Genomic DNA, 16,349 nt, shown 5'->3' with positions numbered 1-16,349 from the left:
CATGACGTTCTCCATCGGCATCGTCGGCGCCGGACAGTTCTCGGGCCAGTTCGCCACCCTGTTCCAGGCCCACCCCGGCGTCGGCGACGTCTACGTCACCGACCTGCTGCCCGAGAGGGCCGCCCATCTCGCCTCCGCCCAGGGGCTGGCCGGCACCTTCCCGTCCTACCAGGCCATGCTGGAGTCGGAGGACGTCGACGCCGTCGCGATCTTCACCCAGCGCTGGACGCACGGGCCGCTGGTGCTCCAGGGCCTGAACGCCGGCAAGCACGTGTACTCCGCCGTCCCCATGGCGATCAGCACGGAGGAGATCGCGGCGATCATCGACGCGGTCAAGGCCACCGGGCTGACCTACATGATGGGCGAGACCAGCGAGTACAACCCGGCCACGGTCCACGCCCGCAACCAGATCGCCGAGGGCGCCTTCGGGCGGCTCTTCTACGCCGAGGGCGACTACGTCCACGACATGGACCTGGGGTTCTACGAGGCCTACCAGTACAGCGGCGGCGAGAACTGGAAGGCGACCGCCAGCTATCCCCCGCTGCTGTACCCGACGCATGCGGTCGGCGGGGTGCTGGGCGCCTGGAAGACGCACGCGGTGAGCGTGTCGGCGATCGGTGTCGTCGACGACCGGGGCGACGGCGTCTTCGACAAGGACGTCAGCCAGTTCGGCAACGACGTCTCCAACGCCACCGCCCTGTTCGAGGTGGCGGGCGGCGGCTCGTTCCGCACGAACGAGTTCCGCCGGGTCGGCTACCCCTCGCACATACGGGAGTCGCGCTTCCGCTTCTTCGGCACCGAGGCAAGCATGGAGCAGCTCGCCACGGTCGCCCTGTGGCAGGACAAGCAGGGGGTGAAGGACATCAGCGAACTGCTGGAGCCCAAGCCCACCATGGCGCCCGACGACCCCTCGCTCCAGCACATCGCGCCGGAGCTGCGGGCCGCCTTCACCTCCGGCTCGGCGCCGGTGCACGACCGGGCGCGGCTGCCGAGGGAGTTCGACAGCCTGCACAACGGCCACGAGGGCAGCCACCACTTCCTGGTGGACGACTTCGTGACCGCCGTCAACGACCGTACGCTGCCGTCGGTGAACGCCTGGGTGGCCGCCCGCTACACCCTGCCGGGCATCGTCGCGCACGAGTCGGCGCGGCAGGGCGGGGTCAGGCTGGAGATCCCGGACTTCGGGGACGCGCCCCAGTAGGGAACGTCGTGTGCGAGCCGGGTGCCCCGTATCAGGTGCATCAGGTGCCCGGCTTGCGGCCGTACACGAAGACGTCGTCGCCCTTCTTCAGCATGGACCAGTACTTCTTGGCGTCGGTCTTGGTCATGTTGACGCAGCCGCGCGAGCCCGGCGGGTTCCACATGCTGACGTTCGCCTGGTGGAAGGCCTGGCCGCCGTCGAAGAACTGGGCGTAGGGCATCGGCACGTCGTAGATGGACGAGACGTGGTCGATGTTGCGCCAGTAGATCTTCTTCAGGCCGGTGCGGGTCTCGTCGCCGTCACGGCCGGTGCGCACCGGGACGGGACCGTAGACGAGCTTCTTGCCGTCCTGGATCCAGCTCAGCTGGAGCGTCAGGTTCACGCAGGCGATCCGGCCCTTGTTCACCGGGCACTTGCCGTCCTTGTTGGGGTTCGACCCGACGGCCTTCTGCTTCTGCATCAGGTCCATCACGCCCCAGGTGACGGAGCCGGCGTAGCCGATGTTCGGCGAGATGCCGTGCTTGGTCTGGAAGGCCTTGATGGCCTTGCAGTCGGCGGCGGACTGCTTGCCGTCGACCGGACGGCCGAGGAACTTCTCGACCTTCTTCTGGTACGGGCCGGCCTGCGTGGTGCAGCTCGCGGCCTGCGCCGGTGCGGCGCCGAGTGCGAGCGTGAGCGGTACCACCAGACCGGTGATCCCCAGTGCGACGGCACTCCGTCTGCGTACGTCCCCCATGGCTGGTCAGCCCTTTCGCGGAAGTGAGTGTGCGATGTCTGCCAGCTAGACGGCCGGAGAACCGTTCCGGTTGTGCGGTCGGCGGGGCTGCGACGGAACAGTGACATACCCCACCGACATGGAGTGGACATATCTACACAGAGCGGTCGATCGCCGAGATCAGGTTCCCGGGTTGTGCGCGTCAGCGGTAGCCGGTCGTGTCGGCCGGCTTGCCCGCGTCCTGGACCTCGACGAGGTAACGCCAGGCGTCCGGGCGGCTGCCGTCGAGGTCGGTGAAGCCGTACACCTGGGCGAGTCCGCCGCTGGACAACGACTGCCCGTTCCAGCGCGCCACGTCCGCGTCGGCGGCCAGTGCGGCCACGGCGCGGCCCACGTAGTGCGGGGTCTCCGAGATGGCGAAGTGCGGGACGCGTTCCAGTGCCTCGCGCCAGTTCTCCTCGCTCACCTCGAAACCGTCCAGCATGATCTCCGAGCGCAGCCAGCCCGGCGTGAGGGCGACGGCGGTGGCGCCGCGCGGGCCGAGTTCGTGACCGAGGGCGAAGGCCATGCGCAGCACGGAGGCCTTGGCGAGGTCGTAGAAGAAGTTCACGCGGTAGTTCTCGGCGTTGTAGTCGGCGGTGCCGTCGGTGACCTCGACGACCAGGCCGCCGGGGTTGCGCAGCAGCAGGGGCAGGGCGTGGTGGCTGGTGACGGCGTGCGTCTCGACGGCGAGCCTGAGCAGGCGCAGGCCGTTGTCGAGGTCGTGCTCCCAGAGGGGGGTGTCCCACTCGAAGAGCTTCTCGCCGCCCCAGATGTCGTTGACGAGGACGTCGAGGCGGCCCTGCTCGTCCGCGATCCGGTCCACGAGGGCCCGGACCTGCGCCGGGTCGAGGTGGTCGGTGGGGACGGCGACGCCCCGGCCGCCGGCCGCGGTGACCAGGTCGGCGGTGTCCTCGATGGTCTCCGGCCGGTCGTACTCCGAGCGGCGGGCGCGGGTACTGCGGCCGGTGACGTAGACCGTGGCGCCGGCCGCGCCGAGTTCCGCGGCGATTCCCCGTCCGGCGCCCCGGGTCGCACCGGCGACCAGTGCGACCTTGTCCTGCAACGGAGCTGACATGTCCGACCTCCCGTGAGCTGACTGCCTGTCGCCTTCAGCGTGACGGGTAAGCCGGACATCTCCTGTCGCCTTTTACGGGCGACACGCGGTCAGTGGCCCCGGGCGATCCATTCCTCCAGGTGCGGGGCCTCCGCGCCGATGGTCGTGGAGTCGCCGTGGCCGGTGCGGACCGTCGTCTCGGGCGGCAGGGTCAGCAGCCGGTCGCGGATCGAGTCGATGATCGTCGGGAAGTGCGAGAAGGAGCGGCCGGTGGCGCCGGGGCCGCCCTGGAAGAGCGTGTCGCCGGTGAAGACGGTGCCGAGCCCCGGGTCGTGGAGGCAGACCGCGCCGGGCGCGTGCCCGGGGGTGTGCAGGACGCGCAGGTCGGCACCGCCGGCCTCGATCGTCTGGCCGTCGACCAGCCAGGCGTCGGGGTCCCGGTCCGGGTGGGTCTGCTTCCACAGCGGCAGGTCGTCCTGGTGCAGCCAGATGGTGGCGCCGGTGCGCTCGGCGAGGGCGGGGGCGGCGTCGATGTGGTCGTTGTGGGCGTGTGTGCACACGATGGCCGTGAGCCGGCGGTCCCCGACGGCTTCGGCGATGGCGTCGGCGTCATGGGCGGCGTCGATGACGATCGCCTCGTGGTCGTCGCCGACGATCCACACGTTGTTCTCGACGTCCCAGGTGCCGCCGTCGAGGCTGAACTGCCCGGAGGTGACGAGGTGTTCGATGCGGGTCGTCATCACAGCACCACCACCGAGCGCAGCACGTCGCCGTGGTGCATCCGCTCGAACGCCTTCTCCACCTCGTCGAGCTGGATCGTCTCCGTGACGAACGCGCCGAGGTCCAGACGGCCCTGCAGATGCAGGTCGATCAGCATGGGGAAGTCGCGGGAGGGCAGGCAGTCGCCGTACCAGCTCGACTTCAGTGCCCCGCCGCGGCCGAAGACGTCGAGCAGCGGCAGGTCGAGCTTCATCTCGGGTGTCGGGACGCCGACGAGGACGACCGTGCCGGCGAGGTCACGGGCGTAGAAGGCCTGCTTGTACGTCTCCGGGCGGCCGACCGCCTCGATGACGACGTCGGCGCCGAAGCCGCCGGTGAGCTCGCGGATCGCCTCGACCGGGTCGTTCTCGCGCGAGTTGACGGTGTGGGTGGCGCCCATGGAGCGGGCGGTCTCCAGCTTGCGGTCGTCGATGTCGACGGCGATGATCGTCGCCGCTCCGGCCAGGTGCGATCCGGCGATGGCCGCGTCGCCGACTCCGCCGCAGCCGATCACGGCGACCGAGTCGCCCCGGCCGACGTTCCCGGTGTTGATCGCGGCGCCGATGCCGGCCATCACACCGCAGCCCAGCAGACCGGCCACCTGCGGGGCCACCCGTGGGTCGACCTTGGTGCACTGGCCTGCCGCGACCAGCGTCTTCTCGGCGAAGGCGCCGATGCCGAGGGCCGGGGAGAGCTCCTGGCCGGTCGAGGCGAGCATCATCTTCTGCTGCGCGTTGTGGGTGTCGAAGCAGTACCAGGGCCGCCCGCGCAGACAGGCCCGGCACTTCCCGCACACCGCACGCCAGTTGAGGATCACGAAGTCACCGGGTTCGACGTCGGTGACGCCGGCGCCGACCGCCTCGACCACGCCGGCGGCCTCGTGGCCGAGCAGGAACGGGAACTCGTCGTTGATGCCGCCCTGCTTGTAGTGCAGGTCGGTGTGGCACACCCCGCAGGCCTGCACTGTCACCACCGCCTCGCCCGGGCCGGGGTCGGGCACCAGGACCGTCTCGATCCGCACCGGCTCGTCCTTGCCGGGGGCGATCACGCCGCGTACTTCCTGGGCCATGGTGCTGACTCCTTCGTCGGCCGGGGTCCGTTCCTCTCCGACCCTACGCGCGACTGATCGGTAAGGGACGCGGATCGGCCACCCTCCTCGGCCGGGAAAGGGCGGAAAGGGCAGGCCGGGCGGGTCGGCGGCCACGTAGCCTGAACGCTCCGCCGACGCCGAGGGAGCACCGTGAGCATCGCAGAGACCGAGACCGCCACACCCGCGTGGCGGCAGCTCCTCGGGTACGTACGGCCGCACCGCTGGTCCCTGCTGGCCGGGGCGCTGCTGTCGCTGGTCACCGGGGCGACCGGACTGCTGCTGCCGCTGGTGGCGCGGGAGCTGATCGACGACCTCTCGCACGAGCGGGCCATCACCGGCGCCCTGCTGGCGATGTCGGCCCTCGTCGTGGCCAACGCGGCGGTGGGCGCGCTGGGTTCGTACGTGCTGACCCGCACCGCCGAGTCGGTGGTGCTCGGCGCGCGGCGTGCCCTGTCGTCGTATCTGCTGCGGCTGCGGATCACGGCCGTGGACCGCAGCGAGCCCGGGGACCTGATGGCCCGCATCACCTCCGACACCACCCTGCTGCGCGCGGTCACCACCGACTCGCTGGTCGGCCTGGGCACGGGCGGGCTGACTCTCGTCGCCACGGTGGTGATGATGGGCCTGGTGGACGCCGTGCTGCTGGGCGTCACCCTGGCCGTGATCCTGGGCGCCGGGGTGGTTCTCGGCGTGATCGTGCCGCGCATCAACAAGGCGAGCCGGCAGGCGCAGGACGCGGTGGGTGTCATGGGTGCCTCGCTGGAGCGGATCCTCGGCGCCCTGCGCACCGTGAAGGCGTCCGGCGCGGAACACCGCGAGGAGCGGACGCTGCACGAGGCGGCGCAGGAGTCGTGGCGGCAGAGCGTGCGCGCCGCCAAGTGGTCGGCGGCCGCGGGCAACACCGCGGGGCTGTCCATGCAGGTCGCCTTCATCACGGTGCTCGCCGTGGGCGGCGCGCGGGTGGCGACCGGCGCGGTCGACGTGGGCACGCTGGTGGCGTTCCTGCTGTACGTCTTCTACCTGATGTCACCGATACAGCAGGTCGTCGGCGCCATCACCCAGTACCAGACGGGCGCCGCGGCCCTCACCCGTATCGAGGAGGCCCTGCGCCTGCCCGCCGAACCGGCCGCCGAGGCCGCCCCGCTGCCCTCCCCCGGCGCCGAGCCCGCCGCCCTCGTCTTCGACGACGTCCGTTTCCGCTATGCCGACGACCTGCCCTACGTGCACCACGGGGTGACGTTCACGGTGCCCGCGCAGGGCATGACGGCGTTCGTCGGCCCGTCCGGCGCCGGCAAGACCACCGTCTTCTCCCTGATCGAGCGGTTCTACGACCCCGAGTCCGGCGTGATCACGGTGGACGGGCGGGACCTGGGCGACTGGGAGCTGCCCCGGCTGCGCGCCGCGATCGGCTACGTGGAGCAGGACGCGCCGGTCCTGTCGGGCTCCCTGCGGGACAACCTGCTGCTGGGCAATCCGGAGGCGGACGAGGACGCCCTCGCGCGGGTGCTGAAGACGACCCGTCTCGACGGCCTGGTCTCCCGGCTGCCCGGCGGCCTGGACACGCTGGTCGGGCACCGCGGTACCAAGCTGTCCGGCGGTGAGCGCCAGCGCGTCGCCATCGCCCGTGCGCTGCTGCGCAGGCCCCGGCTGCTGCTGCTCGACGAGGCGACCTCGCAGCTGGACGCGGTGAACGAGGCGGCGCTGCGCGACACCGTCGCGGACGTGGCGCGCACGACCACGGTCCTCGTGGTGGCGCACCGGCTGTCGACGGTGACGATGGCCGACCGGATCGTGGTGATGGACGCGGGCCGGGTCCGGGCCGTCGGCACGCACCGGGAACTCGTGACGGCCGATCCGCTCTACGCGGAGCTGGCGGCGACGCAGTTCCTCGCCACCGCGGACTGAGCCCGGACATGCGTGAGGGCCGCCCGGTTCCGGCGGCCCTCGGCGTGCGCCGCGGTCAGCGGACGTTCGGCACGAAACCGAAGACCGGGGAGACCAGACCGACGACCTGGTTCAGCTGGTCGAGGTCGTTGAGGCGGTTGAGTCCGGCCAGCTGCGAGGAGGGCCGCGGGATCTCGTCCTTGTGCGCGGCGGGGATGTCGCTCACGGTCAGCGAGTCGAGCGTGGCCATCGGGCTGAGCGGGCTCTTCGCTTCCGCGTCGGCCGCGTTCGCCAGCGGCGCGGCGAGGCCGGTGACCCCAGCGGCGAGACCAACGGCGGCGACGATACGTCGTGTTGAGATCATGCCTGTCGCAACGCGAACGGGCCCCCGACGGACACGGGCGGGCGGCATCGCTCACCCGTCAGGCCCAGTGTTCCGGTTGCGCTTGCCGAGCGCGCCGGGCGGGAGGACGCTCGACAGAAGAGGCCTTTCGCGGCCCGCGTCCGCCGGGCCGCGGCCCTTCGAAGGAGGTCATCATGGGAACCGCGGCAGACCCCGCCTTCGACCGGGACACCCTGCGCCAAGGCGTGGAAGGGGATCCGGACATCCTGCTCTCCCTGTACGCCGACGATGCGGAGCTGCGCATCGTGGACCGCACGACCCAGCCCAGCCACCCCAAGGTCCTGCACGGCCGGGACGAGATCGGCCGGATGCTGGAGGACGTCTACAGCCGCGACATGTCGCACAAGCTGGAACGGTGCGTCATCCAGGGCGACGAGGCCGCCTACAGCGAGAGCTGCGAGTACGCGGACGGGGTGCGCGTCCTGTCCGAGTCCATGATCGGGCTGCGCGACGGCAAGATCGCCGAGCAGACCCTGGTCCAGGCCTGGGACGAGTAGCGGGAGCCGCGCCGGGCTCCGTCAGGGTGAGGCCGGGCCGTGACCGGCGCTGAGGTGGAGCACCACCGGGGAGCGGCCTCGCGGAAGTCGATGCCGTGCGCCTGGGCGAAGCAGTTCACCAGCCCAGGAGTGGATCATGTCGCAGGCACGGCTCATGGACGGCACCGCACTCGCCCGTGGAGGCCGCCGCCCGGCAGCTCGGTGTCGCTGGCGGGTGATCAGCGCATCCAGGCGCTGTACGACATGACGGCGCCCTTTTCGACGCCGTACTGGGGGTCCGGGTGCTTGAGGGTGCTCTCCAGGCCGAGGACGGCGCCGGTGGCCGGGTCCATGATCAGCATGCGGAGGAGACCGCCGGTGTCGTACACGTAGGCCTGGCCGCGCCGGCCGAGCCGGTCGGTCACCCGGCCGACCGGCCGCAGTCCCTCGGCTCCGGCCAGGAGCCGGGCGAGCGCCGCGCTCTCCCGTGCGCCGAGGGTCCAGTTGTCGAGCAGCGTCGCCATGGCGTCGAGCAGCTCGGGCGTGGTCAGCGGGGTGTCGGTGTACTGAGCCTCCATCAGGTAGGCGCGCAGCCGGGCCGGGTCGCGGGGCGGGGCTGACTTGGGCGGGGCGTCGCTCCAGCTCGGCGGGTAGGTCTGGTCGAGGAGGACGTGTCCGTCGTCGACGAGGTGCGGTTCGCCGCCCTCGTCCGAGAGGACCGGGCGGCCCGGATGCCTCGGGTCCGTGGCCACGACGAGCTCGGTGTGGCTGTCGTCGGCCCGCCAGCGCACGATGCGCTCTTCGGGCAGGGTGATCGGGGGCTTGTCGTCGGACATGCCGAGGCTCCAGGACTGCACGTGCGTGCCCTTGCGCAGGCGGGGCGCGCCGTCGGCCTCGGCCACGGCCGACGCCCGCTCGGCCATGCGGTGCAGGGACACGGGCGTGGAGCCGGTCTCGACCACCAACGGGCGCGGCGCGGCGACCGCGGGCGGGGTGCCCGGTCCGCTCAGGACGAGGGTGAGGGTCAGGGCGGCGACGACGGCGGTGGCGACCAGACCCCAGGCCAGCCGTACCCGGCCGGGTCCCGGCAGCAGCCGGTCCCGCAGGCGGCCGGGGAGCAGACCCCGGTGTCCCCAGGGGTGGCCCGCGAGCAGACCTGGTGCGGGGAGCCGGTTCCCCTGGTCGCGCAGCAGTTGTTCGAGCCGGCGTTCGGCGTTGTGGTCCAGGGGGCCGTCGCCGAAGTGGGGGCCGTCGGGCGGCACGGGGTCGGCGCTGCGCAGCAGTTCGAGTTCGTCAGCCATGGCCGTGTTCCTTCGGGGCGGTCGTGCAGGCGTGCTCGGCGATCGGGGGCTGGGGACGCATGCGGTCGATCTCGGCTCTGAGGCGGCGCCGGGCCCGGTGCAGCCGCATGGACGCGGCCCGGCTGCCGCAGCCGAGGGCGACGGCGACCTCCTCGATGCCGAGTTGCTCCCAGGCCGTCAGGCGCAGCACCTCCTGGTCGGCGGCGGAGAGCCGGGTGAGTGCCTCGTGCACCCAGGCGCCGGGCGTGTCGGCCTCGGGGCCCGCCGCGATGTGCCGGCCGTGCGCGGTGTCGTCGTTGCCGAGCCGGTGGACGAGCCGGCGGCGGCGTCCGTGGCCGCGTACCGCGTTGGCCAGGCAGTTGCGTGCCACGCCGTACAGCCAGGGCAGCGCGGCGGCCGGGAGGTCGGCCCGGCGCCGCCAGGCGACCGTGAACACCTCCGCCACCACTTCCTCCACCTCGCCGGCCCGCCCGTCCAGTCGACGCGCGACATAACGGCTGACCGCCCAGTAGTGCTCGCGGTAGGCAGCGGCGAAGATCTCGTCGTTGCTCATGTCCCGTACGTGTCCGGCATCTTCTCGATCGTCACACCCGGTTTCGTGATGCTCGTCGCGTCGGTGAAGTGTGACGTGCGGGCGGGGCGCGGACACAGGCGGGGCATGAGGCACCTGAAGTGGCTGACGACCACGGACCACAAGACGATCGGCACGCTGTACCTGGCCACGTCGTTCGCGTTCTTCGTCATCGGCGGCGTGATGGCGCTGCTCATGCGCGCCGAGCTCGCCCGGCCTGGTCTGCAGATCATGTCGAACGAGCAGTTCAACCAGGCGTTCACGATGCACGGCACGATCATGCTGCTGATGTTCGCGACGCCGCTGTTCGCCGGCTTCGCGAACTGGATCATGCCGCTGCAGATCGGCGCGCCCGACGTGGCGTTCCCGCGGCTGAACATGTTCGCCTACTGGCTGTACCTGTTCGGCTCGCTCATCGCGGTGGGCGGCTTCCTCACCCCGCAGGGCGCGGCCGACTTCGGCTGGTTCGCCTACAGCCCGCTCTCGGACGCGGTCCGCTCCCCGGGCATCGGCGCCGACATGTGGATCATGGGTCTGGCCTTCTCCGGCTTCGGCACGATCCTCGGCTCGGTCAACTTCATCACCACGATCATCTGCATGCGCGCCCCGGGCATGACGATGTTCCGCATGCCGATCTTCACCTGGAACGTGCTGCTGACCGGTGTCCTGGTCCTGCTCGCCTTCCCGGTCCTGGCCGCGGCCCTGTTCGCCCTGGAGGCGGACCGCAAGTTCGGCGCCCACATCTTCGACTCCGCCAACGGCGGCGCCTTGCTGTGGCAACACCTCTTCTGGTTCTTCGGCCATCCAGAGGTGTACATCATCGCGTTGCCGTTCTTCGGCATCATCTCCGAGGTCATCCCGGTCTTCTCCCGTAAGCCGATGTTCGGTTACACCGGTCTGATCGGCGCGACGATCGCCATCGCGGGTCTGTCCGTGACGGTGTGGGCCCACCACATGTACGTCACCGGCGGTGTGCTGCTGCCGTTCTTCTCCTTCATGACGTTCCTCATCGCCGTCCCCACCGGTGTGAAGTTCTTCAACTGGATCGGCACCATGTGGAAGGGCTCGCTGTCCTTCGAGACACCGATGTTGTGGGCGACGGGCTTCCTGATCACCTTCGTCTTCGGCGGGCTCACCGGTGTACTGCTGGCCTCACCGCCCCTCGACTTCCACGTCTCCGACTCGTACTTCGTGGTGGCCCACTTCCACTACGTGATCTTCGGGACGGTCGTGTTCGCGATGTTCTCCGGCTTCCACTTCTGGTGGCCCAAGTTCACCGGCAAGATGCTGGACGAGCGCCTCGGCAAGATCACCTTCTGGACGCTGTTCATCGGCTTCCACGGCACGTTCCTGGTCCAGCACTGGCTCGGTGCGGAGGGCATGCAGCGGCGGATCCCCGACTATCTGGCAGTGGAGGGCCTGACCACGCTCAACACGGTGTCGAGCGTCTTCTCGTTCCTGCTCGGCATGTCGATGCTGCCGTTCTTCTACAACGTCTGGAAGACGGCCAAGTACGGCAAGCCGGTCGCGGCCGACGACCCGTGGGGTTACGGCCGCTCACTGGAGTGGGCGACCTCCTGCCCGCCGCCGCGGCACAACTTCGTCGCCCTGCCGAAGATCCGCAGCGAGTCCCCGGCGTTCGACCTGCACCACGATGCCATCGCGGCGGCGGAGCGGGAGCTGACGCTCCGATGACGGCCATGGAAGGGCTTCCGGTGGACCTGCGGGCGTTCCACAACGACGTCGAGGGCCACCTGCTGGCGGCCGCCGCGCACGAGGAGGCCCGTACGGCCGCCGCCCGCTTCGCCGCCGGGCTCGACTGGCTGACGGAGCCGCAACGGGCGGAGGTGGAGCGGCAGTTCGCGGTGGAGCATCTCGCCCTCGCCCGGGCCTCGTGGCAGCGCACGGCCCGGCGCGGGGAGGAACTGCGGGGCGAGTACGAGGCGCTGTACCGCGGGCTCCGCGCTCGACTGCTGGCCGGACTGCTGCTGGGGGTGGCGCTGCTGGCGGCGGTGGACCTCGTGGTGCTGGCGTCGGCTTAGCGGGGCATGTCTCGGGGCTTGGGGGCTCATCGGTGTCTCGCGCAGGCGGTGGCATTGAGCGGCTGCGGGCGCGCCGGCGCCAGTCCCACCCGGCAGGCGCCGGGCACAGCCGGGACCGGCCAGGTCCCGGGTGGCGTGCGTGTGCGGCAAGCGGCGCGCGGCAACCCGGGTGCGGGACCAGCGCTCGGCCGCCCGGGTTCGGATGCCCCGCATGCAGCGCCCCGAGCCAGGCGCCCGGCGTCCCCACCCAGCGTGCGACGCCCCGCGCTCCGCGCTCCGCGTCAGGCGTCAGGTGTCAGGCATCAGGCATCAGGCATCAGGCGCCCCGTGCCCGCCCTCAGCCCCCGAATCCGGCATCCCACACGCAGCACCCCGCGCCCGCGTCCGGCGCCCGGCGTCAGGCGCCCGCGCTCGGCACCTCGAATCCGGCGTCCCACGCGCAGCACCCCGCGCCCCGCGTCCGTGTCCGGCGCCCGGTGTCAGGCGTCAGGCGTCAGGCGTCAGGCGCCCGGTGTCCGCCCTCAGCCCCCCGAATCCGGCATCCTCCGCGCAGCACCCCGCGCCCGCGTCCGGCGTCAGGCGCCCGGCGCCCGCGCTCGGCACCTCGAATCCGGCGTCCCACGCGCAGCACCCCGCGCCCCGCGCCCGGCGTCAGGCGTCCGGCGTCCGGCGTCCGGCGCCCGCGCTCGACACCCCGAACCCGGCGTCCCACGCGCAGCGCCCCCCGCCCCGCGTCATACTTCCCCACGCCCCGCGATGGCAGCGGCGGCACCCGCCCTCACCCTTCCGGTTTCCACCCCGGCGGCCACAAGATCCCCAGCAACTGCCGGACCAGTTCGTCGACGACCTCGTCGAGCGTCGCGTCGACCCAGCCGGCGCTCCAGTCGTGCAGCAGGCCGTTGACGCTGCCGATGAAGCCCGTCGCGGCGAGGCGGTAGTGGCGGGGTGCGGCCTCTCCGCGTGCGGCGGCCGCTTCGGCCTCGGCGCAGATGAGGTCGACCCAGCCGGCCCGGCGGGCGAGCCGTTGCTCCTCCAGCCGCGGGCTGACGCCGATGATCTCCACGAAGGTGATGCGGATCCGCCGCGGATCGGCGGCGACGTTCCCGGCGTAGGCGCGGAAGATGGCGGTGACGCGCTCGACGAGCGGCAGGTCCGCGGCGCCCGCTGCCGCCTCCAGCACGGCCGCCTCGGCCCAGCCGTTGACCTGGAGGTGCAGCGCGGCGAGTACGTCCTCAAGGGTGCGGAACTCCTCGTAGAACTGGCGGGTGGAGAGCCCGGCCGTCTCGCTGAGGGCCGCGACCGTGGTGGAGCGGAAGCCAGGGGCGTCGCCGAACAGTTGGAGCGCGGCGTCGAGGAACCGCCGGCGCCGTTCGGCCTGCCGTTCCTCCGCGGTCTTGCCGCCGTAGCGGCCGGTCGGCGCTCTGAGTCTGCCCGCCACCGGCACTCCCTTCGTCGTTCGAACACCGATTTTGTCGTGCACGCGGTCTTGTGGAGAAGGCCGCCCCTTCCTTACTTTGCAGTAAGTTGACTCTGAAAGCACTTGTGTTCAGATCTCGCGCCCCGCTTTGGCATGCCCCACTCACAATGCTCACCCCGCAGCAGAGACCCCCCAGCAGAGAGGGGAGCAGTCATGCCCGTCTTCCGACGCCGGCACCTGTGCTCCGTAGCCGCAGCCCTCGCCCTGACCGTCACCGTTCCCGCGACCGCCGCCACCGCGGCAGCCCCGGGCTCCTCCGCCGCGCTGCGCGAGGTGCTGTTCGTGGGCAACAACTGGGACGGCACCGCCGATGTCATCCGGTCCACCGGTGACTTCGCGAAGATCGGCCGGATCAATGTCATCCCCGACAAGGACGAGCGGATGGCGGCGATCAACGCCGATCCGATCAAGTGGATCTACTTCATGGCGATCCGCAACAGCGTCGGCGAGGGCCACGACCAGTTCGTCGACGACATGTACTCGACGCCGGACGGGACGTCGGTGGTCGTCTCCCGGCCGAGCTTCGCCGACGTCGTGTCGATCGACCTCGCCTCCGGACGACTCAACTGGCGCTTCCCCGTGTCCGGTTACCGCTCCGACCACATGGCGGTCTCCCCTGACGGCAAGCGGGTCGCCGTCTCGGCTTCGACCTCCAACACCGTGCATGTCCTGGACATCGTCTCCGGCAAGGAACTGGGCAAGTTCGGCACCGGCGACAAGCCGCACGAAAACATCTTCACCCAGGACGGCAAGTACATCTACAACATGGCGATCGGCGACGTGAACACGCAGACCGACGCCCCGTGGCTGGACTGGACGAAGGGCGACCGGCGCATCACGGTCGTCGACGCCACGACGTACAAGCAGGTCAAGGTCATCGACATGCGTCCGCAGCTGGACGCGCTCGGCCTGAAGGACCACTCCGACGCCGTCCGCCCTGCCGTCTTCTCGCCGGACGAGTCGAAGCTGTACTTCCAGGTCTCCTTCTTCAACGGCTTCTTCGAGTACGACATCGCCACCGACAAGATCACCCGCACCAAGACCCTGCCGAAGAACCCGGCGACCAGCGACGACCGCACGAGCTTCGTCAACGACTCGCGCCATCACGGCATCTCGATGAGCCCGGACGGAAGCAAGCTGTGCGTCGCGGGCACGATGGACGACTACGCCACCGTCGTCGACCGCGCCACGCTCCAGCAGGGACCGCTCGTCACCGCCTCCAAGCCCTACTGGGCCACGGTCAGCGGTGACGGCAAGTCCTGCGTGGTCTCCGAGAGCGGCACCGACCAGGTCACGGCCATCGACTTCGCCACCGGGAAGAAGGTCGTGTCCGTGCCGGTCGGTGACCACCCGCAGCGCGTCCGGCTCGGCCACGTGGCGGCCGGCTGGACGAGCCCGTCGGCTAGCTGACCTCCTTCGCCGCCCACGCCGCCAGTTCGGAACGGGCCGCGGCGAGCAGGTCCGCCGAGGGAGCCGTCGCCCCGTTGGTCACCAGCGCGTAGTGCAGGACGCCCGAGTTCGGCGCCGTGAGCAGCAGGCGGCGGCTTCCCGTGCCGCCGGGCTCCTGGGCCACGCCGACCGGGGTCGATGCGGTGTACGCCGGCGGGCCATGGACCGTGGCCAGGTCGGAGACGACCGTGGTGGACGCGGCCGGGAAGCTCGCCGGGAGGTGCAGTTCGGTGGGTGCCGGGCCGCCGTCGGAGCGCCACAGCAGCAGCCCGTACTGCCCTGACCCCACCAGCCGCTGCACGTTCGGAAGGGAGCCGGGCACCGGGTTCCAGGTCAGGGTCGTGGAGCCGTCCCGGGAGCGGTCCTCGTAGGTGAAGCCGACGGTCTCACCGGCCGTGGCGCTCGGGTAGAGGCGGTCCAGGAGCCGGGCATCCTGGCGCAGCACCGGTTTGCCCGCGTCGTCGAGGCGTACGGCGGAGAGGTCCTCTTCGTTCCAGGCGTCGCCGGCGGTGAGTACCTTGTCGGGGTTGCCGTTCATCGGCTCGCGGTGGCGGCCGTTGTAGATGTCCCACTGCCACTGGGAGCCGGAGAGCACGGGTCCCGAGGCCGCCGGGTCGGTCCACCAGTCGGCGCCCTTGAGGCGGGAGTCGAGGGCCTGGTACATCGCCTTGAGGACCGTCGGCGCCTTGTCGGAGACGTTGCCGGCCAAGGGGTGCCCGAACTCGCTGACCACGGCGGCCGTCCGCGCGGCGGCGGCCCGGTCGCGGACGGTGCGGAAGTCGCCCGCGTACTGGCCGTCGGCGGCCTTGCCCCACATGAAGACGCCGGAGATGGCCTTCTGGTCGTAGAAGTGCGTGTTGAAGACGTAGCGCGGACCGAGACTGCCGGCGTCGAGCAGGCCGCCCTCCTGCTTCTGGAAGTCCAGGTTGGCGTTCCAGAAGAGGTTCGGCTCCACGAAGGCGGGCTTGTCGCGCCAGCCGGCCGCGTCCATGCGCGTGCGGAACTTCTCGTAGAACGGCCAGAGCACGTCCTTCTCCCAGGCGCGGCTGGTCTGCCCGGAGTCGTAGACGCCCGCGTGCGGCTCGTTGTACGGGTCGAAGCCGGCGATGCCTTTGAACTGGTCGGCGCTCAGGTGCTGTTGCACGTACCGCATGGTCTTCTCGGCGGTGGCTAGGAAGGCGTCCTGCACGCCGTGCGCGTTGTGCCAGAAGTCGTACGTGGCGCGCTTCACGGCCTCGTTCTGGGTGATGTTCTGCCCCCAGAAGAGGCAGATGCCGCAGGACTCGTCGGGATAGTTCCCGGCCTCCACCGCCCACTTGGGGGCGCCGTCGCCGGTGTACCAGCTGTCGGCGTCGAACAGGTGCCGGGAGTAGAGGTCCTGGTGGAAGTCGGGGTAGACGCGGATGCCGGCGTCGAGAAAGGCCTTCATCTGGTCGGTGGCGGCGGCCAGATAGGCCGTGTCCACCTGACCGCGCTCGGGCTCGGCGTAGGCCCAGGAGAGCAGGAAGCGGACGGTGTTGCCGCCGCCGAGGGCGCGCAGCGCGGTCGCCGACTTACGGGCGTCGGCGACCGAGGCGAAGGGCAGGCCCTTGTTCTCCGCGAGCTTGGTCTCGCCGGAGACGTTGTAGCCGCGCAGCACGATCTCGCGGCCGTGGGCGTCGGTGAAGCGGCCGTCCCGCACGGTGACGGACGGGTCGTCGAACCAGAGGGAGCCGGGAGGGGGCGCGGCGGTGGCCGGCGGGACGCCCGCCACCGACACCGAACCGAAGAGGACGACCAGGACCACCAGGAGACGCGCTCGGATAGTCGGCATGTCCACTACAGTCCGGCGATATCAGGACACCGTCAACACCTCTGACTCTGGAGTAAGTTCCGTACGGACAAC

15 protein-coding genes and 1 riboswitch are annotated in these 16,349 nt (G+C 70.9%); of the genes, 6 read left to right on the top strand and 9 right to left on the bottom strand.

Translation table 11 applies throughout. From position 1 onward, the window contains the following. The first annotated feature begins 1 nt into the window (after window position 1). Complete coding sequence (locus A4E84_RS38055; RefSeq protein ID WP_062930899.1) at window positions 2–1,201, top strand: Gfo/Idh/MocA family protein; 1,200 nt, start codon at window positions 2–4, stop codon at window positions 1,199–1,201. A gap of 40 nt (window positions 1,202–1,241) precedes the next feature. Here A4E84_RS38055 and A4E84_RS38050 read toward each other — a convergent pair whose 3' ends face one another. The 4 genes from A4E84_RS38050 to A4E84_RS38035 form a co-directional block, all read right to left on the bottom strand. Continuing rightward, window positions 1,242–1,937, bottom strand: a complete 696-nt coding sequence (locus tag A4E84_RS38050) for a L,D-transpeptidase family protein (RefSeq protein WP_062930898.1) — start codon at window positions 1,935–1,937, stop codon at window positions 1,242–1,244. A gap of 181 nt (window positions 1,938–2,118) precedes the next feature. Then, window positions 2,119–3,033 carry an SDR family oxidoreductase gene (locus A4E84_RS38045; RefSeq protein WP_062930897.1) on the bottom strand — a complete coding sequence of 305 codons (915 nt, stop codon included), beginning with the start codon at window positions 3,031–3,033 and terminating at the stop codon, window positions 2,119–2,121. Between the two features lie 89 nt (window positions 3,034–3,122). Further along, window positions 3,123–3,752, bottom strand: a complete 630-nt coding sequence (locus A4E84_RS38040; RefSeq protein WP_062930896.1) for an MBL fold metallo-hydrolase — start codon at window positions 3,750–3,752, stop codon at window positions 3,123–3,125. Continuing rightward, complete coding sequence (locus tag A4E84_RS38035) at window positions 3,752–4,840, bottom strand: S-(hydroxymethyl)mycothiol dehydrogenase (protein WP_062930895.1); 1,089 nt, start codon at window positions 4,838–4,840, stop codon at window positions 3,752–3,754. The genes A4E84_RS38040 and A4E84_RS38035 overlap by 1 nt, the downstream gene beginning before the upstream one ends. 171 nt (window positions 4,841–5,011) lie before the next feature. On the opposite strand from A4E84_RS38035, the gene A4E84_RS38030 reads away from it, so the two are divergent. Next, complete coding sequence (locus A4E84_RS38030; RefSeq protein ID WP_062930894.1) at window positions 5,012–6,766, top strand: ABC transporter ATP-binding protein; 1,755 nt, start codon at window positions 5,012–5,014, stop codon at window positions 6,764–6,766. A gap of 55 nt (window positions 6,767–6,821) precedes the next feature. Here A4E84_RS38030 and A4E84_RS38025 read toward each other — a convergent pair whose 3' ends face one another. After that, on the bottom strand, window positions 6,822–7,109 hold the full coding sequence (locus A4E84_RS38025; protein ID WP_062930893.1) for a hypothetical protein: 288 nt from the start codon (window positions 7,107–7,109) through the stop codon (window positions 6,822–6,824). Window positions 7,110–7,282: 173 nt separating this feature from the next. Between A4E84_RS38025 and A4E84_RS38020 the strand changes: the two genes are divergently transcribed. Beyond that, window positions 7,283–7,645 (top strand): nuclear transport factor 2 family protein, encoded by a 363-nt coding sequence (locus tag A4E84_RS38020; RefSeq protein ID WP_062930892.1) that lies wholly within the window; start codon window positions 7,283–7,285, stop codon window positions 7,643–7,645. 29 nt (window positions 7,646–7,674) lie between these two features. Beyond that, window positions 7,675–7,759: riboswitch (ZMP/ZTP riboswitch) on the top strand. 104 nt (window positions 7,760–7,863) lie between these two features. Here the strand turns inward: A4E84_RS38020 and A4E84_RS38015 are convergent. After that, a complete protein-coding gene (locus tag A4E84_RS38015; protein ID WP_062930891.1) occupies window positions 7,864–8,925 on the bottom strand; it encodes a CU044_5270 family protein in 1,062 nt (353 codons plus the stop codon). Further along, window positions 8,918–9,478 carry an RNA polymerase sigma factor gene (locus A4E84_RS38010; protein WP_062930890.1) on the bottom strand — a complete coding sequence of 187 codons (561 nt, stop codon included), beginning with the start codon at window positions 9,476–9,478 and terminating at the stop codon, window positions 8,918–8,920. The genes A4E84_RS38015 and A4E84_RS38010 overlap by 8 nt, the downstream gene beginning before the upstream one ends. Window positions 9,479–9,583: 105 nt before the next feature. On the opposite strand from A4E84_RS38010, the gene ctaD reads away from it, so the two are divergent. Together ctaD and A4E84_RS38000 are read left to right on the top strand one after the other, a co-directional pair. Further along, window positions 9,584–11,191 carry an aa3-type cytochrome oxidase subunit I gene (gene ctaD, locus A4E84_RS38005; protein ID WP_107308555.1) on the top strand — a complete coding sequence of 536 codons (1,608 nt, stop codon included), beginning with the start codon at window positions 9,584–9,586 and terminating at the stop codon, window positions 11,189–11,191. Beyond that, window positions 11,188–11,538 (top strand): hypothetical protein, encoded by a 351-nt coding sequence (locus A4E84_RS38000; protein ID WP_062930889.1) that lies wholly within the window; start codon window positions 11,188–11,190, stop codon window positions 11,536–11,538. Before ctaD ends, A4E84_RS38000 begins: the two co-directional genes overlap by 4 nt. 778 nt (window positions 11,539–12,316) lie before the next feature. Here the strand turns inward: A4E84_RS38000 and A4E84_RS37995 are convergent. After that, complete coding sequence (locus A4E84_RS37995) at window positions 12,317–12,976, bottom strand: TetR/AcrR family transcriptional regulator (RefSeq protein ID WP_062930888.1); 660 nt, start codon at window positions 12,974–12,976, stop codon at window positions 12,317–12,319. A gap of 192 nt (window positions 12,977–13,168) precedes the next feature. On the opposite strand from A4E84_RS37995, the gene A4E84_RS37990 reads away from it, so the two are divergent. Beyond that, a complete protein-coding gene (locus A4E84_RS37990) occupies window positions 13,169–14,425 on the top strand; it encodes a YncE family protein (RefSeq protein WP_062930887.1) in 1,257 nt (418 codons plus the stop codon). On the opposite strand, the gene A4E84_RS37985 is transcribed toward A4E84_RS37990, so the two are convergent. Then, window positions 14,418–16,277, bottom strand: a complete 1,860-nt coding sequence (locus A4E84_RS37985; protein WP_062931806.1) for a cellulase family glycosylhydrolase — start codon at window positions 16,275–16,277, stop codon at window positions 14,418–14,420. The genes A4E84_RS37990 and A4E84_RS37985 overlap by 8 nt on opposite strands. Window positions 16,278–16,349 lie beyond the last annotated feature (72 nt).

The sequence above is a fragment of the Streptomyces qaidamensis genome, assembly GCF_001611795.1.
Taxonomy (GTDB): domain Bacteria; phylum Actinomycetota; class Actinomycetes; order Streptomycetales; family Streptomycetaceae; genus Streptomyces; species Streptomyces qaidamensis.
Note: the sequence above shows the minus strand (reverse complement) of the source record. Positions and strands in the feature narration are given on the sequence as shown.